This window comes from Eggerthella timonensis (assembly GCF_900184265.1).
Classification (GTDB): domain Bacteria; phylum Actinomycetota; class Coriobacteriia; order Coriobacteriales; family Eggerthellaceae; genus Eggerthella; species Eggerthella timonensis.
In genome coordinates this window covers 1,251,011-1,275,313 of record NZ_FXXA01000002.1, presented here as the reverse complement: position 1 = coordinate 1,275,313, position 24,303 = coordinate 1,251,011, and the positions used below count along the sequence as shown (strand labels likewise).

General features: G+C 68.5%; 23 protein-coding genes and 1 tRNA gene. 4 read left to right on the top strand and 20 right to left on the bottom strand.

The annotated features are described in order from the left end of the window. Nucleotides 1-62: 62 nt before the first annotated feature. From C1A15_RS05260 to cpaB, 14 genes are read right to left on the bottom strand one after another with little or no spacing between them, the layout of a single operon-like run. Nucleotides 63-965, bottom strand: coding sequence for a prepilin peptidase (locus tag C1A15_RS05260; RefSeq protein ID WP_101721580.1), 903 nt, complete (start codon nucleotides 963-965; stop codon nucleotides 63-65). Beyond that, complete coding sequence (locus C1A15_RS05255) at nucleotides 962-1,498, bottom strand: hypothetical protein (RefSeq protein ID WP_101721579.1); 537 nt, start codon at nucleotides 1,496-1,498, stop codon at nucleotides 962-964. Before C1A15_RS05255 ends, C1A15_RS05260 begins: the two co-directional genes overlap by 4 nt. Further along, the gene (locus C1A15_RS05250) at nucleotides 1,495-1,839 is read right to left on the bottom strand and encodes a DUF192 domain-containing protein (protein ID WP_245864926.1); all 345 of its coding nucleotides are present in this window, start codon (nucleotides 1,837-1,839) and stop codon (nucleotides 1,495-1,497) included. The genes C1A15_RS05255 and C1A15_RS05250 overlap by 4 nt, the downstream gene beginning before the upstream one ends. Nucleotides 1,840-1,844: 5 nt before the next feature. Then, nucleotides 1,845-2,297: a hypothetical protein gene (locus C1A15_RS05245; protein ID WP_245864925.1), complete on the bottom strand. Its 453-nt coding sequence runs from the start codon at nucleotides 2,295-2,297 to the stop codon at nucleotides 1,845-1,847. After that, nucleotides 2,294-2,731, bottom strand: coding sequence for a hypothetical protein (locus C1A15_RS05240; protein WP_245864924.1), 438 nt, complete (start codon nucleotides 2,729-2,731; stop codon nucleotides 2,294-2,296). Before C1A15_RS05240 ends, C1A15_RS05245 begins: the two co-directional genes overlap by 4 nt. Next, a complete protein-coding gene (locus C1A15_RS05235; RefSeq protein ID WP_245865081.1) occupies nucleotides 2,722-4,842 on the bottom strand; it encodes a pilus assembly protein TadG-related protein in 2,121 nt (706 codons plus the stop codon). Before C1A15_RS05235 ends, C1A15_RS05240 begins: the two co-directional genes overlap by 10 nt. Continuing rightward, entirely contained in the window at nucleotides 4,839-5,345 is a 507-nt protein-coding gene (locus C1A15_RS05230) for a TadE/TadG family type IV pilus assembly protein (RefSeq protein WP_101721577.1), read from the bottom strand. The genes C1A15_RS05235 and C1A15_RS05230 overlap by 4 nt, the downstream gene beginning before the upstream one ends. Before the next feature lie 25 nt (nucleotides 5,346-5,370). Next, nucleotides 5,371-5,631: a hypothetical protein gene (locus tag C1A15_RS05225; protein WP_245864923.1), complete on the bottom strand. Its 261-nt coding sequence runs from the start codon at nucleotides 5,629-5,631 to the stop codon at nucleotides 5,371-5,373. After that, nucleotides 5,595-5,795, bottom strand: a complete 201-nt coding sequence (locus C1A15_RS05220; protein ID WP_101721576.1) for a Flp family type IVb pilin — start codon at nucleotides 5,793-5,795, stop codon at nucleotides 5,595-5,597. Before C1A15_RS05220 ends, C1A15_RS05225 begins: the two co-directional genes overlap by 37 nt. Before the next feature lie 17 nt (nucleotides 5,796-5,812). Further along, a complete protein-coding gene (locus C1A15_RS05215; RefSeq protein ID WP_101721575.1) occupies nucleotides 5,813-6,754 on the bottom strand; it encodes a type II secretion system F family protein in 942 nt (313 codons plus the stop codon). Then, a complete protein-coding gene (locus C1A15_RS05210; RefSeq protein WP_101721574.1) occupies nucleotides 6,754-7,722 on the bottom strand; it encodes a type II secretion system F family protein in 969 nt (322 codons plus the stop codon). Before C1A15_RS05210 ends, C1A15_RS05215 begins: the two co-directional genes overlap by 1 nt. Further along, entirely contained in the window at nucleotides 7,692-9,014 is a 1,323-nt protein-coding gene (locus C1A15_RS05205) for a TadA family conjugal transfer-associated ATPase (protein WP_101721573.1), read from the bottom strand. The genes C1A15_RS05210 and C1A15_RS05205 overlap by 31 nt, the downstream gene beginning before the upstream one ends. Next, nucleotides 9,002-10,324 (bottom strand): CpaE/TadZ family protein, encoded by a 1,323-nt coding sequence (locus C1A15_RS05200; protein WP_101721572.1) that lies wholly within the window; start codon nucleotides 10,322-10,324, stop codon nucleotides 9,002-9,004. The genes C1A15_RS05205 and C1A15_RS05200 overlap by 13 nt, the downstream gene beginning before the upstream one ends. After that, complete coding sequence (cpaB, locus tag C1A15_RS05195) at nucleotides 10,321-10,968, bottom strand: Flp pilus assembly protein CpaB (protein ID WP_101721571.1); 648 nt, start codon at nucleotides 10,966-10,968, stop codon at nucleotides 10,321-10,323. The genes C1A15_RS05200 and cpaB overlap by 4 nt, the downstream gene beginning before the upstream one ends. A gap of 310 nt (nucleotides 10,969-11,278) precedes the next feature. On the opposite strand from cpaB, the gene C1A15_RS05190 reads away from it, so the two are divergent. Continuing rightward, nucleotides 11,279-11,353 (top strand) — tRNA-Val (locus C1A15_RS05190). A 524-nt stretch (nucleotides 11,354-11,877) separates the two neighbouring features. On the opposite strand, the gene C1A15_RS05185 is transcribed toward C1A15_RS05190, so the two are convergent. The 3 genes from C1A15_RS05185 to C1A15_RS05175 all read right to left on the bottom strand — a co-directional run bounded on the left by C1A15_RS05185 (nucleotide 11,878) and on the right by C1A15_RS05175 (nucleotide 15,213). Continuing rightward, entirely contained in the window at nucleotides 11,878-12,522 is a 645-nt protein-coding gene (locus tag C1A15_RS05185) for a DNA-3-methyladenine glycosylase family protein (RefSeq protein ID WP_101721570.1), read from the bottom strand. 138 nt (nucleotides 12,523-12,660) lie between these two features. After that, nucleotides 12,661-13,356 carry a cytochrome c3 family protein gene (locus C1A15_RS05180; RefSeq protein WP_101721569.1) on the bottom strand — a complete coding sequence of 232 codons (696 nt, stop codon included), beginning with the start codon at nucleotides 13,354-13,356 and terminating at the stop codon, nucleotides 12,661-12,663. A gap of 195 nt (nucleotides 13,357-13,551) precedes the next feature. Beyond that, nucleotides 13,552-15,213 (bottom strand): FAD-dependent oxidoreductase, encoded by a 1,662-nt coding sequence (locus C1A15_RS05175; RefSeq protein ID WP_101721568.1) that lies wholly within the window; start codon nucleotides 15,211-15,213, stop codon nucleotides 13,552-13,554. A 286-nt stretch (nucleotides 15,214-15,499) separates the two neighbouring features. Here C1A15_RS05175 and C1A15_RS05170 point away from each other — a divergent pair, with 286 nt between their 5' ends. Further along, a complete protein-coding gene (locus C1A15_RS05170) occupies nucleotides 15,500-17,068 on the top strand; it encodes a helix-turn-helix transcriptional regulator (RefSeq protein WP_245864922.1) in 1,569 nt (522 codons plus the stop codon). 99 nt (nucleotides 17,069-17,167) lie between these two features. On the opposite strand, the gene C1A15_RS05165 is transcribed toward C1A15_RS05170, so the two are convergent. Next, on the bottom strand, nucleotides 17,168-17,860 hold the full coding sequence (locus C1A15_RS05165) for a peptidylprolyl isomerase (RefSeq protein ID WP_101721566.1): 693 nt from the start codon (nucleotides 17,858-17,860) through the stop codon (nucleotides 17,168-17,170). A gap of 255 nt (nucleotides 17,861-18,115) precedes the next feature. Here C1A15_RS05165 and C1A15_RS05160 point away from each other — a divergent pair, with 255 nt between their 5' ends. Beyond that, the gene (locus tag C1A15_RS05160) at nucleotides 18,116-18,898 is read left to right on the top strand and encodes a 4Fe-4S ferredoxin (protein WP_101721565.1); all 783 of its coding nucleotides are present in this window, start codon (nucleotides 18,116-18,118) and stop codon (nucleotides 18,896-18,898) included. Nucleotides 18,899-18,964: 66 nt separating this feature from the next. Here the strand turns inward: C1A15_RS05160 and C1A15_RS05155 are convergent, their stop codons facing one another. Together C1A15_RS05155 and C1A15_RS05150 are read right to left on the bottom strand one after the other, a co-directional pair. After that, entirely contained in the window at nucleotides 18,965-19,942 is a 978-nt protein-coding gene (locus tag C1A15_RS05155; protein ID WP_101721564.1) for a hypothetical protein, read from the bottom strand. 652 nt (nucleotides 19,943-20,594) lie between these two features. Further along, nucleotides 20,595-22,418 carry an FAD-dependent oxidoreductase gene (locus C1A15_RS05150; protein WP_101721563.1) on the bottom strand — a complete coding sequence of 608 codons (1,824 nt, stop codon included), beginning with the start codon at nucleotides 22,416-22,418 and terminating at the stop codon, nucleotides 20,595-20,597. A 271-nt stretch (nucleotides 22,419-22,689) separates the two neighbouring features. Between C1A15_RS05150 and C1A15_RS05145 the strand changes: the two genes are divergently transcribed. After that, nucleotides 22,690-24,156 (top strand): LuxR family transcriptional regulator, encoded by a 1,467-nt coding sequence (locus C1A15_RS05145; RefSeq protein ID WP_101721562.1) that lies wholly within the window; start codon nucleotides 22,690-22,692, stop codon nucleotides 24,154-24,156. Nucleotides 24,157-24,303: the final 147 nt, after the last annotated feature.

The following is a 24,303-nucleotide window of genomic DNA, read 5'->3' as shown; positions in this document are numbered from 1 at the left end:
TTGCTCAGCTTTGCTGCCGCATCTTACCTCATCGTGTTCATACCTTGCTCCTTCTCGTCGATTCATCCCATACCGTGCAAGCTCGCCAGCGCGCCGCCGACCAGCCAAACCGCGAGAAACGGCGCCATCGGGATGCCGCTTCTCCACGACAGCCTCCCCGCGGCGATGCCCGCAAGCGAGAACGCTGCCGCGCCGCCGTAGCACAGCGCGGCTCCCACCGGCGTCGCCGCGCCGCTGACCAGCGAGAGCGCCGCCATGCATCGCACGTCGCCGTACCCCACCGGCGCGCGGCCCGCATGGCCGAACAGCCGGTTCGCCGCAAGGCAGCACAGCACCGCGATCGCAGCGAACGCACAGCCAGCCAGCACGCCGCGAAGCCCTGAGGTCGATGCCTGGAAGACGAGGCCCGCCGCCGCAAGGGCCGCGCAGGTTTCGAGCGGCACGATCCTCGCCCGCAGGTCGCAAACCGCGGCCACCGCCATCGCGACGGCTGCCGCCGCCAACGCCGCCCCCGGCCCCGGCGAGTTCGCCTGCCACACGATCGCGCAGCCCGCCGCCGCGCCCGCCAGCGCCAAGAGGCAGCGATGCCGACGCTTCGCGCGATACGAGCAGCGCGCTTCTTGATCGGATTCGCCGCGCGCCGGCTCGACGGCATCCACCGCGCACCCCGCCTCGACGAGCGCCCGCAACCGCTCGCGCGGCAGGCTTCCCGCCTGCGCGTCGCGCACCGTCTGCTCCCTCCACAATCCGAGCGACCCCTCGACTCCTGCCGCGCGCGGCGAAGGCTCCCGCTGGGGATGCGCCCGCTTGAACGCGCGGTACGTTGCGAGCGAATCCCACCACCACGCACGCGCACGACGATAGGCCCGTCCCAGGAGGACGGAGGCCAGCCAAGGCACGGCGAGCCCGCCTATCAGCCCGCCCGCGCACCCGGCCGCGACGACGAGGGCGACCGGGCCCGTCACGAGCAGCCTGCCGCGCTCGCCAGCACCCCGCCGCCCGCCGGGGCGTCGCGTGCATGGGTGCCGCGCAGAACGCGCTCGCGGCCAACCCCTTCCGCACGCACCGCGCCCTCGGGCTGAAACCGCACGACGAGCCCTCCTTCCCGGCCCGCCGATTCCACCGTGGGCGCGTACCCCGGCAGCTCGAAACGCACGGTCCACCCGGCCCCGTCGCGCGGGGGAGCGGCAGGGCGCTGTTTCGCCGGCGCGGAAGGCGCCTCCTCGCAACCGGCCCGACCCGGCACCAGATCGCCGCCCAGCCCCTCGGGGCGCATCGCCGGGCAGCGTCCGCCCGGAACCGCTTGCATCGCGCCCGATGCCGACGCCGCAACCGGCGCTGCAGCCGACATCGCCACCGGTGCCGCAACCGGCACAACCCCCGGCGCCGCAACCTTCGGCCGCGGCTCGGCCGGCTCCTCTCCATAGCGGTGCAGGCACCCGAAGCACACCTCGGCGTCGTCGAACGCACGAGCCCCGCATATTGGACACGTCTTCATTGCCTCTCTCCTTTCAGACAAACCACGCCCACGCGATCCCCTGCGGAAAACCATGGAGTCGCACAGGACGAGAACCGCTCGACCACCGCCTCGGCGTCCTTGTTGCGCAACCGCCGGAACGGCCCGACGTCGCGATGAGCCTCCAGCACGAGCCCCGCCGCATCCACGAACGCGATGTCGAGACGGTGTCGCATGCCCGCCGTGTGCACGTCGTTGCACGGAACGAACAGCAGCGCCTCGCCGTGCTCGGACGAGAACAGCAGCCCCCGCGCCCTGCGCACCGTGCGCGTGGCGAGCCGCAGGGGCCGCCCCGCCGGCGCATCGCTCCTTCGTTCGTCCACCGCCGTCACGCTCCTTCCTCCGTCGTGTACCGCACGACCACGCTCGTCCAGTCGCCCACGTCGATGCAGGCGACGAACATCCACCGATACCGACCCTTTTCCTTCACGAACGACCCCGTTCCCTCATGGCCGCTGCTCACGCCGCTCCATCCTTTTGCGCGCAGTTCCCCTTCAAGCGCGGCGAGCGTCTCCGCAGCCCCTCCGGCGCAGGAAAATCCCAACACGCCGTTGCGCTCGTCCGCCCGCACGTCGCATCGCCCCTCGAGTCGCAGCGCCTCGTCTTCGAAGCCCGCGGGAGGCCCGGCGTCGCTCGCCTCGGTCGGCGAGCGAGCCGCCTCGCGCAGCACGCCCGGACGGTCGGCCGACGCGAGCGCGAGCGCGACGACCAGCCCCGCGACGAGAGCGGCCGCGATCGCCCAAGCACGCCGGCGGCGGACGCCGATCGACGGCGCGCTCATAGCAGCACGCCCGGCTTGTAGCAGTCGACCGCGATGCTCGCCGCATGCGTCAACGGCGGCAGGGCGATCCCGAACACCGAGGAGCGCAGGCCCAAGCCGAACAGCGTAGGGTCATACTCCAAGGTGCCCGTGAACCGCGTGTGCCCGCCCGCGGTCCCCTCCACCGACACGCGCGCCTCCTCGTTCGCCGCATCGAACGCGGCAGCCAAGTCCGCTTGCACGAGGGCGACGCTTTGCTCGATGCCTTGACCGGAGGCGGGCGAGGTCGCATATACTCGCACCGCATCGCGGAAGGCGTCGTCGAACGCGGCGCACTCCGAGAAGAACGTGAGCGCGTTCACCGCGATGACCGCCACGACGATCAGCACGGGAAACGCCACCGCGAGCTCGACCGTCATCTGGCCCCGCTCGTCGCGCGCTTGCATCACTCCCATATCCTCACCCCTGTCACCTGCGCGTATACCCCGCGCAACGCGTCCGCCACCCGTTGCACCAGATCGGATGCCGCATCCTTCGCCGCCTGGGGCAGCGCGATGCGCACCGGGAACGACGGGCCGCCGTCCCAGAGCTCGATTTCGGCGATCTCGACGGTCCCGTCGAAGCCCTGGATGCCTTCGACCGCCTCGCCCTCCACCAACCCCACGATCGAGGAGAACACGTCGTTCGAGCCCAGCGGGTGCGCTATCGCCTGCTCCTTGAGAGAGAGCAGGCGCGCGCCGAACGCCCCTTTGTCCCGCGCGGCAACGTGCGCCGAATTCACCAGCACCGGCTTGAGCGCGTCGAGCTCGGCGGGCGCGAGTCCTGCGGCTCGCACGACCTCTCGCAACGTCCCCGCCGCCCACGCGCCCAAGCCGCTCGCCCCTGCGAGCGGCAGCTCGTCGAGCGACGTCGACACGGCCTCGTCGAGCGCTTCCTGGCCCCGTGCGTACGCGCCTAGGAGCCCCGACCAGCAATCGAGCACCGTGCCCAGCGCTCCCACGGCCGTCCCTCCCTGGTCCTTCACGCCGTCGAGCAGCGACGACACCACGGTGGCCCCCTCTTCGGAGGAATCGGCGACGAGCGTCGCGGCCGACACCGCGGCCCTCGCGCCAAGCGCGCCGCTGCCGCGCACGAACGAGCTGCCGAACCCGTCCGCCGCAGAGACGCTCCCCGTGTTCGCCACGAGCGCGACAACGCCGTAGCGCCCCGGAGGCTGCGCCGAGAGGCGCTTGCCCGCGACCTTGCCGAGCGCGTCTTTCACCTGGTCGAACAGGCCTCCTGCGCGCCGCTTCACCTCGCTTGCCAGCGGATCGAGCTTCGCGCGGGCCTTCTCGTAATCGTCGGCCGCCTTCGCGACGGCTTCGTAGTGGTACTCGAATCCGTTCTCGATAGACGACGAGGCGGCGGCCACCTTGCCCATGCTGGCTGCCGAGAATCCGCATTCCGGACACTCGGCGAACGACTCCGCCTCCGTCTGGGCGATCGACACGAGGCTGCCCGCCCCGGCCGCCGCAGGGCACCCGGCCCACGCATGGGCCGTGGCGCGCCCCGCCTCGTCCACCGTGCAGGGGTACGCAGCCTCCGTGTACAGCGCCGTCGCCCTCATCTCCGCTGTGTTCTTCGGAAGGTGCGGGAACGACGCGTCGAACGAGTCGTCGCTCTCGTGCACGTACCCGCGCCCTACCTCCTCGACCGCGAACGCGTAGAACCGCTTGCGCAGCGCCGAGCGCGCCTGCTCCTCCACCGAGCCGCCCTCCGGCGCCTCCGCAGCGAGGCGTCGCGGATAGTAGGCCTGCGCGCGCTTGAGCGCTACGGAGAACGACCAGGTATCCACGCTTCTGAACAGCGGGTTCTCCGCACCGTGCATGCCCGCCAACGTCGCCGCGCGCTCGTACATGCAGTAGGACGGGTCGAGGCCGCAGTCGTGCTCGAACGCGCGCAGCTTGGCCTCGTTGGCCCGTTCGGCGGCGCGCTCGGCCTCGTCTGCCGCCTGGCGCACCTCGTCGGCCTCGTCGCCCACCGCCGCGCCCACCTCCTCGAGCTCGGCGGCCCCGTCCACGGAGATCTCCTCTCCCGCAGCGGGCGTGAGCACGGCAAGCGCCACGTAGTTCGACGAGGAGCCGTTGTTCGCCGATGCCACCGACGCCGCGTTCGCTGCGGCGAGGAACGGCAGCAGCCGTTGCAGGCGATCGAGCCCGTCGGCCGCCTTCTCGGCGAACCGGTCGCGCGCCCGGGCCACGTCGCGCCCCGCTTTCAGCAACGTCTCGGACGCGGAAGCGGTGGCCGGCGTGCACAGCGCCGCCACGCCGAGGCCCGTCGCCACGAGGCTCGTCAACGACAGCGACAGCACCACGGCGTCGCACACCCGCACGACGATCATGAATTCGCCCACCTCGTTCTGAGCGGCCAGCGCCGCGGCATCGGCCACGTTCTGCACCTCCGACGACGCGGAGCCCACCCGGTACGCCTGCCCTGCCGAGAACACGAGCGCCAGCGTGATCAGCAGCGCCAGCACCATGCCGACCGTCGTCATGCCCTCTTCGTCCCGGAACGCATCGATCATCATGACGCCCACGCCCCGATCCACCCCGCCGGGTCGGACCCCGCTTCGGACGTGCGAACCCACGACGGCTGCGTCGGCTGCTCCGCCGTCACCCGCACCTCGAGGTTGCCGTTGCCGTTCACGATGCCGAGCAAGGCGCCCGCCGCATCGATCAACGGCAGCGGGCGCACTTCGTTCACGATGGTCACGCGGACGACGTCCGAACGCTCGTCGCCTTCGAGCCGGATGTCCCAGCTGCACGCGCCCTCGTGCACGTGGAAGCAGGAGACGGGCGGGACGGCCCCGAGCCGGTGGCGGATGAACGCCTCGCAGCTCTCGGCCATGTCGCCCGCAGCGGCCGTCCTCGTCGCGAGCAGGCGGCATCCCTCGGACGCCGCCGCCTGCATCACGAGGCGGTCGTACAGCAGCATGCCGGGCTGCATGAGCAGCAACAACCCGACGAACAGCACCGGCAGCAGAAACGCCGCCTCCACCGTCGCCTGACCCGACTCGCGCCTTCGCAGCATGCCCCCTCCTTCCTCTCTCCGTTCGCTAATACAGAAACACATCAGCCACCGACCCCGGCATCGCCATCTGGACGTGGTGCGAGGCCGACGAGAGCGCATGATCGACGAACATACCGGCCTCCAAGCCGCGCCACAGGGCGCCGCACGCGATCACCGCCGCCAGAAACGCTGCCGTGACCAGCGCGAACTCGATCGTCCCTTGGCCGCGTTCATCGGGAGCGCACGACGCGCTCCGTGCCAGGCTTTCGCTTACAGCCCGTTGATCCCTTCCGCGATGGCGTTCCACAGCTCTTGCAGCTTCGGCCGGAACACGGTGATCGCGATGATGGCGATCACCACCAGCACGCCCACGAGGATGGCGTATTCCGTCGTCCCCTGCCCATCCTCTCGATCGAGCGCTCGCCGAGCACGGCACGTCGCCCGCGCCATCCATCTCCAATACGCTTCCATGCGCAAACCTCCTCATCTCATAACCCTTCCATCAGCTCGAGCAGCACTGGCCCCAGCACGAGCAGCAGCATGGCCGGAAGGATGAGCGTGCCGGTGGGCACCATCATCTTCACCGGAGCCTTCGCCACCTGCTCCTCCACCTGCGCACGGTGCACCGCGCGCGCCTCGGCCGCAGCCGACTCCAGCCCCTCGGCCAACGACGAGCCGAAGCGCAGCGAGCGCACCATGCCCTCCACGACGCGCGCGAACAGCGGCGAGTCGTACGAGGCGGCCAGGTCGCGCAGCGCGTCCTCGCGATTCGTCAGCCCCAACGACCAGGCACGTTGAGCGCCCGCGCACGCACGCGCCAGCTCCGACGCGAAGTGCGACCCGTACAGCGCGAACCCGCGGTCGAACGACAGGCCGCTGCGCAAGCCGAGCGTCACCACCTCGAGCATCTCCGAAAGGTCGCGCTCGAGCCCGTCGGCCCGCATGCGGCGCGCCCGTTTCACGGCCCGGGGCATCGCGAGCGCGCCGGCCGCCGCCCCGGCGAGCGCGCCGAGCACGGCGAGCTCCGTGGACAGCACCGCGCCCACGAGCGCGCCCACGAGCACTCCGGCGCACGTCAGGCGCACCGCAGCTTCGCAAAACCCTTCCGCCGATACGACGCGCTCCAAGCCTGCCTGCTTCGCGTGCCGGGAAAACCACCTTCGAGCTCGCAAGAGCCGCAGGCGGCCGGCCAGCGAATCGGTCGCGCCGAGGGCGAGCCTCTGGCTGAGCCCTGCCGCGTACCGCACGAGGCGGGGCTCTCCGCCTGTGGGTTCTCCGTGCGCGCCGGATGCGGCCGCCGCCCGGCGCAACCGCTCGCGCCGCGTTGCGGCAGCCCGCCGCCGCAGCAGCGCGGCGCCCGCCAGCCCGCCGGCCGCCCCGGCGGCCGCCATGGCCGCCGCAACCAGCAACGGTGCCTGCGCATACCCCATCACCCCACCTCCACGGCCAGCATGCGGCGCACCGCCGCGATGCCCGCCGCCTGCATGCCCAACGCCAGCACGAGCAGCGCAATCCCCAGCGGGCTCTCGAAGAACGGCGCGAGGAACCCTTCGCTCACCAGCGAGAACACCGCTATGAGCACGAAGGGCAGCACGCTCACCACCCGCGCCGACAGCTTCGCCTGCGCCGTCTGCACGCGCAGCGCGCGCCGCAGCCCGATCTCGTTCTCCACCGTGTCGCGCGCGGCGTCGAGCACCTGCTTCATGCTGCCGCCCGCCTGGTGCTGCACGTCGAGCGCGACGGCGACGAACGCCAGCTCGGCCACCGTCGAGCCGTCCCGCAGCACGGCGAGGGCCTGCTCGGCGCTGCCGCCGGTCTCCATCCGATGCGCCGCGCGGGCGAACAGCGACCCGAGCGGCCCCTTCACCTCCCCTGCCACCTGCTGAAACGTCTGCAGCAGCGACAATCCCGACTGGAAGCACACGCCCATCGAGCGCAACGCGTCGGGAATGCCCTCGCGCAGGGCATCGCGCCGCTTGTCCTGCACCGTGCGCAGCCAGACGACCGCGCACGCGCACAAACACGCGACGACGGCGATCCCGCACACGGGCGAGCGCGACAACGCGCACGCGCCCAAGCCGACGACGGCAAGCGCCGCAACGCACGCCGACAGCAGCGATTCCTCCGTCGTCATCAGGCCGTGCGCGTCAGCCACCCGTACCGCTTCCCGCACGAGCACCGCGAGCTTCCGATTGCCCAGGAGCGCCCGCGCAACCGGAAGCATCCCGCGCACCCCGTTGCGCAGCAGCCAGGCGATCCTACCCGGGCGGATCTCCGCATCGACGGCGATCGCCGCAGGTCGGCGGCGTGAACGGCTCGTCAGCGACACGCTCGCCGCCGTCCCGCAGCCGAACGCGGCAAACGCGCCTACGCCGGCGAGCACGAGCTGCGCTTCCATCGCTCCACCTCCTCGAACCCGGCCACGCCCTTCTCCGCCACCTCGTCGATCCACGACGGGAGCGCCGCCCACCGGCCCGCAGGCGCCGCGACGCCCCGCGCGAACAGCGCACGGACCGTGCAGCAGCGCTTCTCGCCGTCGTACGCGAGCTCGGCCACGTCCGAGACGAACCGCGATCCGTCCAACGCGCGAGCCGTCTGCACGACCACGTCGAAGGCGCTGGCCACGTTCGACTCGATGACGTCCACGGGCAAGTCCACCGCGTAGCGCACCATCGTCGCAAGGCGCGACACCACGTCGGACGGAGAGTTCGCGTGCAGCGTGGTCAGCGAGCCGTCGTGGCCGGTGTTCATGGCCTGCAGCATATCGAGCGCCTCGGCACCGCGGCACTCGCCCACCACGATGCGGTCGGGGCGCATGCGCAGCGCGTTGATCACGAGGTCGCGGATGGTCACCTCCCCCGTGCCCTCCGCGTTCCGGGGCCGCGCTTCCAGGCGCACGACGTGCGGATGCTCCAGGAACCGCAGCTCGGCCGAATCCTCGATGGTGATGATGCGCTCCGACGGCGACAGCTCGCACGACAGCGCGTTGAGCAGCGTGGTCTTGCCGCTGCCCGTGCCGCCCGACACGGCGATGCTCTTGCGCGTGCGAACCGCCCACACGAGAAACGTTCGCATCGTATCGTCGAACGACCCCGTCGCCTGCATGTCGTCCAAGGTCATCACCCGTTTCGCGAACTTTCGGACGGTCATCACGGGGCCGTCGAGCGCAAGGGGCGGGATGATCACGTGCACGCGGTGGCCTTCGGGCAGCCGCGCGTTCACCATGGGCGACGCCTCGTCGACGCGGCGCCCGAGCGGCCCCAGCACGCGGTCGATGAGCGCGCGCAGCTGCCCCTCGTCGGCGAAGCGCTGCTCGCTGCGGCACAGGCGCCCGTCGCGCTCGAAGAACACGTCGGAGGGTCCGTTCACCATGACCTCGGTGACCGACTCGTCGGCCAGCAACGGCTCGAGCGGGCCGAAGCCGAACACCGTGTCGATGAGATCGTCGGTCAGGCGCTGCCGCTCCCGTTCGGAAACGCCCGCCCAGGCGGCGCCCTCGAACGCCTGGCGACAGGCGCTTTTCAGCTCGTTGCGGGCACGGCTGGGCTGCTGCGCCATGATGGCGGCGATCTCGTCGATGGACACGAACGCCTGAATGTGCTCCTTGAGCTGCTCGAGCGCCCCGTCGCCTGGCGCGGGGGCGAGCGACGGCGCATCGTCGACGTCGCGCACGCGGCTCATGAGAGACATGCCGCCTCCTTCCTCCTGCGGCGCGGCCGCTTGTTCATCGGCAGGCGGAACCCCGTCGCGCGCGGCGACCCGTCCTCCGGTTGCGGCACCGCGCGCCCGCCGGCAGGCAACACGGACGCCAGCACCTGCTCAAGGCTCGCGCACAGATCGTTCTTCGATGCGAGCAGCTCGAACGGCAGGCCCGAACCCAGCAGCTCCTCCACGTCCCCGCCGCCGTCCTTGAGCTCGAACACGTGGGCGCCGCGCAGCGCGCACGACACGTCGATGGACGTGAACAGCGCGTTCTTCGCGCACCGGTTGAGGGCGTACAGGAAGGGGCCAGTCGCGATGCCGCACCGCGCGCACAAATCGAGCGCGTGTTGGCAGGCACGTAACGACGACGGACGCTGGTCGACGAGGAACAGGGCCTTCGAGCTGCGCTCGAGCAGCAGGGCGTGTTGCTCGGCCCAGGCGGCGCCCGTGTTCGCCACCACCACGTCGAAGCGGGCCATCAGCTGGTCGAGCAGCTGCGGAGCCTGCCCGACGACGGCCTCGCTGTCCTCGAGGCGGCGCGGCGCGGCCAAAAGCGCCGGTTGCCGCCCGTCGGAGCGCAGCTGGTCGAGGCGCGCCGGCGCGGCCAGCACGTCGTCGACGGTCAGCGGGTCCTGCGCGCCCATGAGCGCCGGGACGTCGCCGAATTGCAGGTCGAAATCGAGCAGCAGGGTGTTGAAGCCCATCCGCTGCGCGACGAGCGCCGAAAGCACGGCCACCGTGCTCTTGCCCGCGCCGCCGCTCCCGCTGACCACGGGCAGCAGGAACCCGGCATGCGCCCGCGGGCGACGATCCTCGAGCTGCGCCGACCGAGGCGCGGGAGCGGGCGCGGGCCCCGGGACGGGTCGCGCGACCGGAGCGGACGCAGTCGCGGGCGCATGGGCCTGCGGCGCCGTCGTCGGCCACGGGCACGCGTAGGCCTGCTTGCGGCGCGCGTAGCGATCGGCCAGCGCCTGGCGCGTGAGGGAGGCGTCGATGCCCGTGGCGCTCACCCTGCTCTTGAGCGAACCCGTGTCCTCGAACGCCAGCATGCACACGCAGCGGTCGCTGCGGTCCCGCTTGAGCGTTGCCGCCAGGTTGATAGGCGCCACGTCGTCGCTCGACGCCACCCACACCTCGTCCACCAGGCGATCCGCGCGCAGGAACCGGCGCGCTTCCTCGGCGGAGGAGAAGAGGCGAAGCCACCCTTGAGCCGCCAGGTTCTCGCCTGCCAGCCCGATGGCCTCGGGATGCTGCAAGCTCATCGCGTCGGCGCACAGCGCCACCAAAGATCCGCTCATCGCTCCCCCTCGCTTCCCGGCAACGTGAAGTACAGCTCGGTTTTCTGCGCCGCCGCGACGATTTCCTGCACCGACTCGGGCGCGACGGCCACGGTGATCCACGAGACTTTCGCATCGGATGCCGACCCCTGCGTGCTCGCGCTCGTGGCCAGCACGAGCACGCCGCTTGCCAGCACGTCGGTCGACGTGCCGCCGGTGGCGTACATGTCCACCTGCGAGCCGGCCGCGACGGCGCCGCCCACCGCCTGCACGTCCTTCGCCGGAACGCTCACCGCCGTCAAGCCCTCGGGCACGTCGAGGCGGTTGCCCGCTTCGCGAAAACGCCGCCCCGACAGCACCTCGCCCGCGAGGATCGTCGACGACGCCTTCCTCCCCACCACGTCGTCGGCCGACCGAAACGCCTCGGCGGGCAGCAGGTCGGCCACCCACAAACGCGTCTCCACCGCACCCGCATCCACCGATTCGCCCGCCGCGATATCGCGTTTCGCCACGCACACTTCCAGTTGCTCGCCCCCGTAGCGCGCCAACGCCTCCGCCCGCGCCGCATCGGCTTCGCCGCGCACGCCCTGGGTGTATGCAAGCACGCATGCCGCGCACGCCAACCCGCAGGCAATGCCGACGATCGTTGTTCTGCTCCGCTTCATATCGTCCTCTCCGCCGTTTTCCCTCCTTTCAGTATGACCAGCTCATCTCACGTTTCGATGGCACAGTTCACCATGAAAAACCGTCTGGACCTTGCGCGTTTACGACGCCGATCCAACGCCGATTCCACGTTTCGTGCCACCCGTTCCAATGCGCATTGCACGTGCTGCGCCACAAAATCCCACGCCGTTCCAGCGCGTCTTGTCGCGCCGGGGCGAGAGATGAGGCTTTCCTGGGGATTCGTTGCGCGAATGCGTCTTCTATGCGAGAATGAATGCTCGCTGCACGGCGCGTGAAATGCGGCGACAAAACGGGCGATTGGCGCAGCGGGAGCGCAGGTCCCTTACAAGGACAAGGTCGGGGGTTCAAATCCCTCATCGCCCACCACGGCAAGCAAAAGGGGCCGTCGGATGTTCCGACGGCCCCTTTTTTCGCAGTCGCACACGAACGAATGTTTCACGTGAAACATCGAGCGTCGAGGCGCTTTCAAGCCGCGCCGCCCTCGTCGCAAACCGGGACGACACCTTACCGCCCGGCTTGCGCACGTTTTTCGCCTCAATGTTGCGCTTCGAGCGGGTTGCGGGCGCATCGATTCTCGTGACCTGGGAAAATGCCGCGCCGGGTCAGCCGGCGGCGTGCGAAGCTCCTTCCGGAAAGGCTCCGACGCAACATTTGGGAGCAAACTGTGCAAAACGGAGGAGAAAGGGGGCGGAAACGAGCGCCTCTCACGAAACATCCGAAGCGCGGCAAGGCAGCGGGTGGTGCGACGCGCGGCCACCCCGCTCCACGCATACGCTCGCGACGCGCAGTCGCCTCTCCCCACGCCCCACGCATACGCTCGCGGCGCGCGGCCACCTCTCCCCACGCTCCACGCACACGCTCGCGGCGCAACGCGCGGCCCCCGCCCGCTGCTACTTGCGGCCCTTCGGAGCCCAGTCTCTCATGCCGGGGATGGCACCGCCGGCCACTTCCCAGAGGTACAGGCTGGCCACCGAGCCGTACGGCGCGTAGCGGCGGCGGTACTTCGCGAACAGCTCGGGCGTGATGCGCCGATGGTGGTACACCATGCGCAAGCCGCGCTGGATGGCCAGGTCGCCCCAGCTCAGGATGTTAGGACGTTGCATCGAGAACGTCATGAGCATCTCGGCCGTCCACACGCCGATGCCCGGCAGCGCCGAGAGGACGCGGCACACCTCGTCGTCGGGCAGCTCGGCCAACCCGTCGAGGTCCACCTCGCCGGACAGCACGCGCTCGGCCGCCCCCTTGATGTAGCTCACCTTGCGAAACGAGATGCCCACCCGCTGCAGCTCCTCGTCGGGACAGGCGGCCATCGTTTCAGGCGTCACCTCGCCGAACGCCTCGAGCACGCGATTCCAGATAGTGATCTGGGCTTTCGTCGAAATCTGCTGGCCCACGATGCAGTTCACGAGCGCGGCGAACAGGTCGGGATGCACCTCGCGTTCGATATGCCCGATAGCCGCCATCACCTCGGCCAGCTTGGGATCGCGCGCGGCGAGGTACGCGACCTCTTCTTCGCCGTATTCGAACACCGCCATGCCGGGCCCCTCTCGTCGCCACGCCTCGTTTCGCCCCAGTATAACGAAAGACCCGGCCGAGGGAGGGGCCGGGTCTTCGATAATCTCGAGGCGGGAAGGGAGGGAGGTATCCCGCCTCAAGCGGATATGCTCGCTTGGCTACTTCGTGCTGCGCTCGCGCAGCTCATGGCAGGTGCCGCATTCGTACACGCCGCGGTGGTGGCACTGGGCGCAGTACTTCTTGGCATCCTTCTGCAGGTCCTTCGAGTGGTTGTTGTGGCAGTCGGTGCACGTAGCCGGGTTCTCCTCGTGCTTCTCGCCCGCCGGGCGCTCGTGGGGGTTCACCGTCGTGCCGTTGTCGTCGGTGAGCGCCGTGGAGTCCGCGGTCTTCGCGGCCATGTCCTCGAGCGTGCCGTGGCACGACTCGCACGTGGCCGGGTCCACCGTGACCATCGTCGGCTTCGAGGCCGGCTTGTCGCCGAACTTCACGTCGGCGTGCGCGGTCGAAAGCTCGCTCTCGGCGGTATGGCACTGGGCGCACGTCACGCCTTCTGCCTTATGCGCCGTGCCCTGCGGGCAGGCTGCATCGGTCTCGGACTCGGCTTCGGTGGTATGGCACATCGAGCAGTCGGAATCCATGGTCCAGTTCACGGGCTGGCCGTCCATGGCCGAGGCGCCGAAGCCCGAGCCCGAGCCGGAGCCCTCTGCCTGCTGCCCGGACTCGGCCGGTGCGTCGGATTCCGCCTTCGGCGCGCAGCCCGCGAGCGTCCACATCGCGGCCGTGAGCGCGAGGACGACGCCGAGGACGGCGAGCACGACGAGGCGCCGGTCGGCGGTGTGTGCTTGCACGGTCATGCGCTTCTCCTATCAATCTCGTCTTGCGGTTGTCGGGCGGTTTCCCGCCCCCGAGCCCGCCGAGGAACGGCGGGCCGAAGGTCGGCGGTTTCCCGCCGGGGTGCGCCCGCCGGGGGAGCGGCGGGCGCAGGGGGTAGATTCGCACCCGGCGCCACTGGGGAGAGGGACGCCGGATCGATCATCGATACGGATCCGCTACTTCGCGTCCCAGGCCTCGAGGCCTGCGGCGTGACGAGCGGAAATGCGGCCCCACACCTGGTTCTCGGCGTTGTTGCCGCCGGTGATGCCGTAGCTGTGGCTCTGGAAGTTGCCGAAGCAGCCCGCCGCGTACAGGCGCGGGATGGGGTTCTGAGCCGGGTCGAGCACCTGGCCGTGCTCGTTCTTCATCGGGCCGCCCAGCGTGGAGCAGGAGCCGGGGTAGATGGAGATGGCGTAGTAAGGGCCTTCGTCCAGCGCGACGAGGGTCTTCTCGGCGCGGTCGAAGCGCGCGTCCTTCTTGGCCTCGCAGAACGCCTGGTACTCGTCGAAGGTGGCCTTCAGCGTGTCCACGTCCATCCAGTGGTCGAAGTCCTTGATCTTCTTGCCCAGCTCCTCGAGCGTGTCGCCCTTGAGGATCCAGCCCTTGTCGAGCTCGGCCTTGTTGTCCTGGCTCCAGCCGTCCCACGCGCGGATGGAATCCGGCAGGTCGGACGCGAAGTTGCCGCACTCGAAGGAGTCGCCCTGGCTCGTGGACATCTTGCCGGCGTCGAAGCAGCTCTGGTCGAAGATGCACCACGACGGGATGCGGTCGTAGTCGTCGATGGCGTCGTCGAAGTGCAGCAGCGTGTGCCAGCCGTTGTGCGGCGAGCCCATGCTGTTCTCGTTGACGTAGCGCTTGCCCAGGCGGTTCACGTTGAAGTAGCTGAAGCCGGGCATGAAGTACAGGATGGAGAAGTCGTTCTCGGGGTCGCGCGTCCACATGGAGTACATGGAGATCGCCATGTCCATGTGCCACAGCTTCGCTCCCACGTCCTCGACCATCTTGATGCCGTCGCCCGTGTTGTACTGCCAGCCCTCGAACTTGAAGGGATAGCACTTGAGGTACTCGTTCTTGAGGTCCTCGTTGAACTCGAAGCCGCCCAGCGTCAGGATGACGCCCTTGCGGGCCTTCACGGTCTTCTCCTCGGAGCCGATCATCGTGTACGCGCCGACGATCTCCTTGGTCTCCGGGTTCTGGATGAGGCGCTCGTCATGGCAGTCGAACATGACCTGCACGCCCAGCTTCTCGCGCTGCGCGTCCAGCTCGTGGAACGACAGCATGCCGAAGCCGTCGACGGAGGACAGCTTGCAGGAGCCCTCGTAGGCGTTGTCGTCCAGGAAGTAGTACTCGGGGATGGCGCCGGCCAGCGCGACCTCGGACACCTCGTAGGTCATGCCGTACTTGTCGGCGTACTCGGTGTTGCGGGCGCACTCGTTCACCCAGGCGTCGATCATCGGCTCAGGCGTCTTGCCGTGCGTGAAGGCCTTGATGTACTTCGCGAAGCGGTCCTTCTCGCTCTCCTCGACGATGGTCCACTCGCCGTTGTTGATGGAGCTGTTTCCGCCGCCGCGCTCGGGAGCCTTCTCCAGCACGATGACTTCCTGGCCGCACTCGTCGGCGCCGATGAGGGACGCCCACATGCCCGCGCCGCCGTAGCCGATGACCAAGAGATCGCACTCGTAGTCCCAGCTCTTCGGCATCCAATCGCCCGAAGCCGCGCCCGTCGAGCCCGACGCGCAGCCGGCCAGCGCGGCGGAGCCCGCCACGGCGGCGGCAGCGACGCCCGCACCCTTCAGGAACGAACGACGGGAAACTCCGCCTTCCATGCCTTTGCTCATAGTGTTCCTTCCTCCTACTCGGATGAATGCCCCTCCTTCGAAGCATCCGTTCTTGCCTTTCTCACCCTACGCTTCCGTCGGAGCGGGCACATCTGACGAGCAGTCTGATTTTCAGCACGGCATCTGACGTTGGATAGGATTTTCCAGGTCAGCCACCTATCGGATGCTCCATCCGATTTGATCAACGTTTGAAATTGCGTATGATGATTCCTATAGTTTTTGTTGCAGACGGGAGGGAGCCGCGCCCAAGCGCGGCCCGTGGCATGGACGCTGGGGAGAGATGCACATGCAGTACGGCACCAACAAAGGTGAGGGCATCGGCGCGCTGTCGGCCGATGCGACCGAAGGGGCTACCGATGCCGAACGCGATTCGCGCACGCTCGACTACCTGATAACCGTTATCGGATTCGGCCTGTGCCGTGCGTGGATCGTCTTCTGCCTGGGCGCGCCGCTCATCGCCGGGGCCGCGTCTTCGTTCACGTGGGCCTATTTGCTGTTCGGCGCACTGAGCGCACTCGCCGTGTCCTTCATAGTGAATCGCAGCGGCAAGCGCGAGGGTGTCGTGCGCGTCGCGCTGTTCCGCCTCACGCCCGTCGCCCTTGCGACCAGCGGCGTGGTCATCCCTCTCGCGCTGACCACGGACAGCGCCCCGCTCATGGTGGCCGGGCTCGTCCTCGGCGGCCTGGGCGCCGGACCGTTGCAGGTGCTGTGGGGCGACCGTTTCGCACGGCACGCCACCAACTTCGCCGCGTTCGCCTCGCCTATGGCAGCCGTCGTCACCGCGCTCGTGGCCGGCATGTCGAGCGACCACACGAGCTTCATCGGGTTCGCGGTGATCCCCCTGCTGTCGTTCGGCCTGCTGCTGTTCGAAGCGAACCGTACCGGATTGTCCTGGAGCGACCTGGCGCGGAAGCCGCGCGAGGCGAAGACCGCCGAGCTGGCCGGCCCGAGCGATGCGATGCGTGCGGGCGACGAGAGCAACCGGGACGAGCGCGGCATGAAGTTCGGCGTGGGCAAGCTCATGTTCTCCATCATGACGTTCTCGTTCCTCTGCCGGCTCTTCGATGCCATGCCGTCGCACGCCGACCCGTTCTCCTTCATCGGCGGGAGCGCCATCTTCGCGCTCATCGTGGTGGGCGTGGTGTTCCTCGTCATCGTGGCGAAGCTGGGCGACCGCTTCAACGCCGCGCTCACCTACCGGTTGTCGCTGCCCATCATGGTGGCGGGATTCGTGGCCATCGCACTGTTCTTCGACACGCATGCGGCGGTGTCCATCCTGCTGATCAACGTGGGATACGAGTTCTTCGACATCCTCACCTGGGTGCTGTTCGTGGACGTGTCGCGCAGGAAAAACGAGAACGCCCTGCACATCTTCGGGCTGGGCGTGGCGTTCATGTTCGCGGGCATGGGCGTGGGCACGATGGCGGGAAAGGCGTGCGACGCGATGATCGCCAGCGGCGACGTGCAGATTTCCGTCGTGGCCATGCTGGCCACGCTGTGCCTCGTGGTGGTGGCGTTCATGGTGCTGCCCGAGGGCGTGGTGTCGCAGCTTTCGCAGACGATGCGCACGAACCGCAAGGAGAAGGAAGCCGAGGAAGAGCCCGCCGTCGCCGTCGCGGACGCACGCGCAGGGCGGCTCGAGCAGCACTGCGCGTGCGTGGCGCGGGACTACGGCCTGACGCCGCGCGAGAGCGAGGTCATCGTGCTGCTGGCCTACGGCCGCACGCTGTCCATCATCGCCCGCGACCTGCAGATAGCAAAGGGAACCGCCCGCACCCACATCGAGAACATCTACCGCAAGCTCGACGTCCACAAGCAGCAAGAGCTGATCGACTTGGTGGAGACGTACGAGTAAGGGGCGCCTGCGCGCCCGATGAGACGGAGGGACGGGGGTAATGTCTCATCCTGCAGGATGAGACATTACCCCCGTCCCTCCGTCTCATCCTCGCTTGCGCTATTCGGCGGGCTGACCCTCTTCATGCTCCGCCGCTGCGGCGGCTTCGCGTTCGGCCTTCTCGCGCTCCAGCTCTTCGAGCACTTCCTTTGGGGTTTTCGGACGGGGCAGCTCGTGCGAGATCGCCTCGGCCAAAGCTTCCTCATCTGCGCCTTCGATGGCGATGCCCTTGATCACGTCGCCGATCGTCAGCTCTTGCATCGCGTCGAGGCCATCGACGACCTGGCCGAACACGGTGAACTTGTCGTCGAATTCAGGCTGCTCCGACAGCGAGAAGTAGAACTGGCAGCTCCCCGAGTTCGGGTCGGACTTGTGCGCCATGCAGAGGCTGCCCAGCACATGCTTGTTGTTCGGGTTGGCCTCCCATTCGTCGACGATGGTGTAGCGCGCGTCGCCCGTGCCGGGATGGATGCCGCGAATCACGCCGCGCGCTGCGGCGTCCACCTGCGCCGGGCCCAGCGTGCGCGTCGTCGGGCAGCCGCCCAGCACGACGGAGCCGGGCTTGTGCGCATGGAATTTCAGCTTGTCGTAGAAGCCGCGCGCCGCCAGCTCGATGAAGTTGCCCACGGTCACGGGCGCGTCCTTGCCGGCCAGCTGCACGCGGATCGTGCCGCGCGACGTCTCGATGACGGCGACCTCGTTGCCGTTGGGTTGGTAGTGCGGGGTGTATACGGGCAAGACGATTCGTCCCATGGATGCCTCCTTGTATCGCTCGAATCTAGTGCATCCCCCATGATACCCGCGGCGCGTTTCTCCGCATCAGATGGAGCATCGTATTTCTATCGGAGCCCCGCGCCACGTACGCCCACGCGCGCGTGGTCGCCCGAAAAACGAGGAAAGCGGCCGAGAAGTTCGTGTTTCGGCCGACGATGCGCACGGCGATCGCCGATACGCTTCGACGTGAAAAGGGGTATCATCGGATGACCGAGACAGAAGAGAGGAATCGCCATGCCGTCGATCGTTCGCGCCGTGTATTTCAGCCCCACGCACACCACCAGGACCATCGTGCAGGAGGTGGCGAGCGCACTGGCCGCACCGCTGGAAGCTTCCGTCGAAACCGCGGACCTCACGTTGCCGCGGCGGCGTCCGGCCGACGTTTCGTGCGGGGCCGACGACGTGCTCGTGTTCGGGTTCCCCGTGTACGCCGGGCGTGTGCCCGTGCTGCTGCACGACGAGTTCGCGCATCTGGAAGGGCGCGGGACGCCGGCCGTGATCGTGGGGCTGTACGGCAACCGCGACTTCGACGACGCGCTGCTGGAAGCCGCCGACCTGCTGGGCGAGCGCGGATTCAACGTGGTCGCCGCAGGAGCGTTCGTCGGAGAGCACTCGCTCACGGCGCGCGTGGGAGCCGGCCGCCCCGACGCCGACGACGTCGCCGCGGCGCAGCGCTTCGGCGCGGAACTGGGAGAGCGCCTGGCGCGCGCACGCGAGCTCCCCGCGCCCGCCATCAAGGGCAACCGCCCCTACAAGGAGCTCAAGCCCGGCGCCGACGTGCGCCCGATCACCTCTGACGCGTGCACGAGCTGCGGCATCTGCGTCGCGCGCTGCCCGCTCGGCATCATCCACGAAGACGACCCCGCGCTCGTCGACGCCGGATGCCTTCATTGCTGCGCGTGCGTCAAGAGCTGCCCCGAGGACGCGAAACGCTTCTCGAGCGAGTCTACCGACCGAGTGATAGCCATGCTGGAATCGACGTGCCTCGAACGCAAGGAGCCCGAGCTGTTCTGGTAGGGCGCACGTCTGCGCGAGCGCAGCGCACCATCGGCGCCGCTGCGCTCGCAGACGCGAGGCGTCCCGCTAGTCGATCAGCGCTTCGCCCAGCACCGAGTCGAATCGAACCGACGTGCCGTCGGCGTAGGCTACGTTCCACACGCGGTAGTCGAGATGATCGGGCACGCCGCCGCCTTCGAGCGCGCAGCCCTCACCAGACGTGTCCACGTCGTCGCCTGCGCGGCCGCCGACCTCGACCGCTTCCGCCTCCACCGCGAAGTCGCCGGCATCGACGTCGGCCGCGCGATCCTCGGCTGCGATGTCCGACGGGTCGACGCCTTGGCGCAGCGCCGCCTCGGCCTCGGCTACGGCTTCGGCAAGCTCGCTGTCCGTCGGCGCGTCGCGCTTCGATTGCGAGCCCTGCAGCTCGCCGGTCCACCCCTCCCCCGTCGCAAGATCCACCTCTTCCGAATAGCGGTCGACTTCCTGCAAGACGGGTCGATGCTCGGCCTCGTACTGCTGCGCTTCCAGGTACTCGGCGCGATGGGCGTCGGCGCGCTGCGCCTCGATGCTGGCGCATGCGGGGATTCGGATGGCGGCGATAGCGTCCGCGCCGAACGCGCCTCCCACGAGCAGCTGACGCGCACGGGCGACGAATCCGGCCGCCTCGGGCGGGATGGAGGAGTCCTTCATGCGAATGGCGATGACCGGCCCCGTGCCGAACTTCACTTCGGCCCACGCGAACGGCACCGGCTGCTCGCCGTTGTTCTCGCGAGCGTCGTTCTCGCGCGCCACGAGCGCCGATGTTTCGGCGAACTCCTCGTCGAGCCAGGTGGTAAGCGCGTCGCGCCACAACGGATCGTCGTCGGCCTCGGCGGTCACCGCATCGTCGCCCAGGTCGAACCGCAGCACGTTGGCACGCTGCGAGCCCTTCGCGGCGCGCACCACGTCGGTGGGGGCGACGGCCGTGAAGCGGCGCGCCATCTCGACGCTGTCGCCGCCCTGATAGCTGTCCTCGTCGAGGACGATATGCAGTTGCACGGGAGGATGGATCGATGCGGGCATAGTGATTCCTTTCGACGCGCGCCGAGCGCGGGCATCCGAGGGCGGGCGCGGCGCTTCGGCGGAATGTTCAGTATCCGGGCATTGTCGCCCACGCCAACCGTCTCGCACCTGGCCGCGCCCGCCCGTTGCGCAATCGTTGCGCCCCCTTAACGCGGGAGACGCAGGCGCAATCGTCGGGATGAGACAAAGGGACGGGGTAAATGTCTCATTAAGAGACAACGGGACGGGGTTGCCGTCTCGCTTCTGCCCCGTCGTAGCCGCGAAGCGGGAATCGCTGCCGCTTATGCAACTTTTTCGACTTTGTGGCAAAGTGGGCGGCGTGCCACCAGGGGTTTTGTCTCCCCTGATTCCCGCCTCCCGCCGACTCGGCGAACAACGGCAGTGAAACGCCTGATGAGGGGATCATGCGCAGAAGCCAGTTTGCCATAAAGTCGAAAAAGTTGCAGAGATGCCGCCAGATGCCGCTTTCGAGGCGTGCGTCGATCGAAGCGGTTGCGTCGCACGCGAGGCGGACGACGCGAAGGGGCGCGAACGAGACAAAACCTCCGTCCCTTTGTCTCATTGCAGAAAAGCCGCCGCCCCAGGGAGGGAGGGGCGGCGGCTCGTCGATGAGGGCCGGGGGCCGCGGGAGGCGGCACCCGGGAGGAATGGCTTAGATGTCGAGGCTGGGGATCTTCGCGTCGGCGTCGCCGCCGGCGGCGTTGATGCCGGCGATACGGCCGAAGGTCACGCAGCGGCCGTGCCCGATGCCCGGCACGTAGGTGGGATAGTCGCCCGCGCCGAAGAACTCGCCGGCGGCCGAGCCGCACACGTACAGGCCCTCGATCGGCTTATCCTCGGCGTCGAGCACCTGGCAGTCGGTGTTCGTGCGCAGGCCGCCGCACATGGTGAGCAGGCTGGCCACCAGCTTGCCGGCGTAGAACGGCGGATCCTGCACCTTGCCCATCACTTCGGGGCGCTTGCCGAAGTCGAGGTCCTTACCCAGGTCGCACAGCTCGTTGTAGCGGGCGACCGTGGCCTCGAGGTTCTCGGGCGGCACGCCCATCTTCTCGGCGAGCTGCTTCAGCGAATCGGCCTTCAGCGTCTGGCCGCTCTCGACCTCGCCCTCGAGCACGATCTGCTGCGCCTCCAGGTTGTACTCGCCGCCCACGGGCTGCGTGAGCTGACCCCACTGCAAACCGCCGCCGAGGCCGGCGTCCATCTGGGCCTTCACCTGCTCGAGGCCGTGGGAGTCGTAGATGGTCCAGGCGTCCTTCTGCGTCTGCAGCGCCTTCGTCACGCTCTTCGACTGGGTGTTCACGTCTTCGTTCTTGAAGCGCTTGCCCTCCCAGTTCACATGCAGGAAGCCGTAGCTGGCCGCGCCGAAGTCGAGGTGCATGACGGCCGAATGCGGCTCGGATTTCTGCATGGCCGCGCCGGCCCACAGGGCCTGCTTGTGCATGTCGCCGGTGTCGACGTCGGGCGGATTGTAGAAGCGGCCGTCCATGGCGTAGGCGGTCATGGGCGAGTAGTACTGGAACATCTCGTCGTCGGCGGCGTAGTCACCCGAGGCGATGATGACCGACTTCGCGTTGATCTGGGTGTACTCGTTCTTGCCGGTGGCGACGATCGCGCCGGTCACCGGGCCGTCGCCGTCGCGGACGAGGCGCTCGCTCTTCGTCTCCCAACGAATCTCGCCGCCCAGCTCCTCGATGGTCTCGTACAGCGCCGGCACGAGCACCGCGTTGCCGTACACGTCGCCCACGCCCGAGCCCTTATAGAACGTGAAGTTGATGGTCTCCTCGTACTTGTCGGCCTGGTAGAAGATGTGCGTGACCGGGTACTCGGTGTAGTCGGGGCCCTTGTAGTAGCCGTCCCACAGCAGCGCCTCGAGGCCCTTCTTGGTGGCCAGGTCGTACAGCCAGTCGAAGCACGCGCCGCTCTTGTGCGCGAACTCCCACAGCAGCGGCTCCTTCACACGGCCCTGCGCCCAGTTGATCCAGCGACGCACGACGTTGTTGTAATTGGGCTCTTCGACGAGGCCCTGATCCACGAGACCCTGTTGCACCTTCGTGTGGAAGCCGGCGATATGGACGCCGCGCGCAACCACGCACTCGGGGTTCTTGTCGATGGTGATGACCTTCTTCGCGCCCTCCTCGAGCGCGGCGATGGTGGCGCAGCAGCCGCCGAGGCCCGCACCCACGACGAGCACGTCGCAGTCCTCGGTGTTCGTGATCTTGTCCGCAGGGATGTCCTCGGGCGCGATCTCCCAGCTGTGCATGCCGGCCACATCGGGACCGGCCGAAGCGCCGCTGTCGGCCACGGGCATGCCGCCCGTCGCGCCGTCGGCCGCGCCGGACGTCGAGGCCTTGCCCGCATCGGCGGAACCCTGTGGCGCACAGCCTGCCAGCCCGGCGACGGCCGCACCCGCGAGCGCGGTGCCGCCCAGACCCAAGAACGCTCGACGCGAAAGACCTTGCTTCTTCTCTTCCTCCATGAGTGATTCCCTCCTCCATTGCTTGCTCGCGGCCCCTTGTCGCCGCGTTGCATCGACCATACGCCCGACCTCGCCGGTCATCATCCCGTCGACCGGGGGAACTTCGCCTCCCCTCCCGGATTTCCCCCTACCTGGGGGATGCTTTTCGCACGGGCAGAGCAGCAGAAGATGATGCGCTCGCGTATAATCTCCGACGGGGATCGCTGTGGGATACGCCATCCGCGCGCGGCGCGCGATTCAGGCGTTCGATGCATGCAAGGGGAGGATGCGGATGAAACCATCGTTGCGCAAGGAGCTGTGGCGCACGCCCGACCTGTTGGGGTTCGCGGCCCATTGGACCTGGATCTGGTGCGTGTTCTGGAGCTCGCTGTTCTACGGCGAGGGAACGCTGCTCGGTTCGTCAGGCGGTGCGGGCGCGGCAACGGGGCTTGCAGGCATCGCGCTCGAGCCGCTCTGGGTGACGTCGCTGCTGGCGAACGTGGTGACCATCGCGTTTCTGCTGCTGCTCTCCTACGTGCGCAATCCGCTGTCCGACGTGAAGGGGCTCCCCCAGCTTGCCGCCGCGCTCACCGCGCTCGGCACCGTCGCCATCTCCCATCCGGCGCTCGCCGGCACGGGCGATGCCGCCTCGACCCTCTACCTGACCGGATCGCTGCTGACCGGCGTGGGCAGCGGCATCGTCGTGGTGCTGTGGGCCGAGCTGCTGGCATCGTTAGGATCGCAGCGCACCGTGAACTACAGCGTGGTGTCGCTGCTCATCGCCGCGGTGGCGTACTTGCTCGTGCGGATGCTGCCCGTCGACGCAGCGCAGCTCGTGGTCGCCCTGCTCCCCTTGGTCAGCATGGGATGCTTCGTCCACTTCAAGCGTAGCGTGCCCCGGCCGCCGCGCGCGATGCGCAACGTGCGCGTGCACGAGAAGCCTCCCGTGCGCATGATGGTGATCGCCGTGTTCTTCGGCGTGTCGTTCGGCGCCATGAAGGGACTCATCGCCCCGGTGGGCGACGATTGGATCGGCGTGCGCGACCAGCTGAACATCATCGCCATCGCAGGCGGCGCGCTGGCCGTGTTCGTCACGATGAGCGTGTACAAGATGGACTTCGACCACCTCACGTACCAGATCGCGCTGCCGCTCATGGCGGCGGGGTTCCTGTTCCTGCCGCTGCACGAGCCGTGGAACGTCATCGGCACCGCCGTGCACCAGTTCGGCTACCAGTACTTCTACATCGTGCTGTGGGCGCTGTGGCCCGTGCTGGCGTCGCGCGGCAGGGTGCCGACCGGTTGGGTGGTGGGCTGGGGACTGCTGTGCATCCAGCTAGGGCAGTTCGTCGGCTCGGTCGCGGCCGCCCTCGCGCTCACCGTGGTGCACGGCGACCTCGGGCTGGCCATGCTGTCGGCGGGCATCGTGTTCGTGATCCTCATCATCGCGCTGTTCGCCATGGGAAGCGGGTCGGCGAACACGGGTTGGGGGTTCGTGAAACCGATGGAGGAGGCCGACGCCACGTCCGACTTCGAGAAGGCGGGCACGCGCCTGGCGCGCAGCTGCCGCTTGTCGCCGCGCGAGATCGAGGTGTTCTTCCTGCTGGCGAAGGGGCGCAACCGCGCCTACATACGCGAGGAGCTGGTCATCGGCGACGAGACGGTGAAGAGCCACGTGAAGAGCATCTACCGCAAAACCGACGTCCACTCCCAACAAGAGCTGATCGACCTGCTAGAGCGAGAAAGCGGCGTGGAGGGATAGGTTCTGCCGGAATTGAGGCCCGCCGTCCTCATGAGGACGCTCATGAGGACGGCGGGCGACTCGTTGCAAGGTTTGGTCTGCTTTCTGCAACTTTTTCGACTTCGTGGCAAGCGGAACAGAGTGCCACCTGGGGATTTACTTGCACAT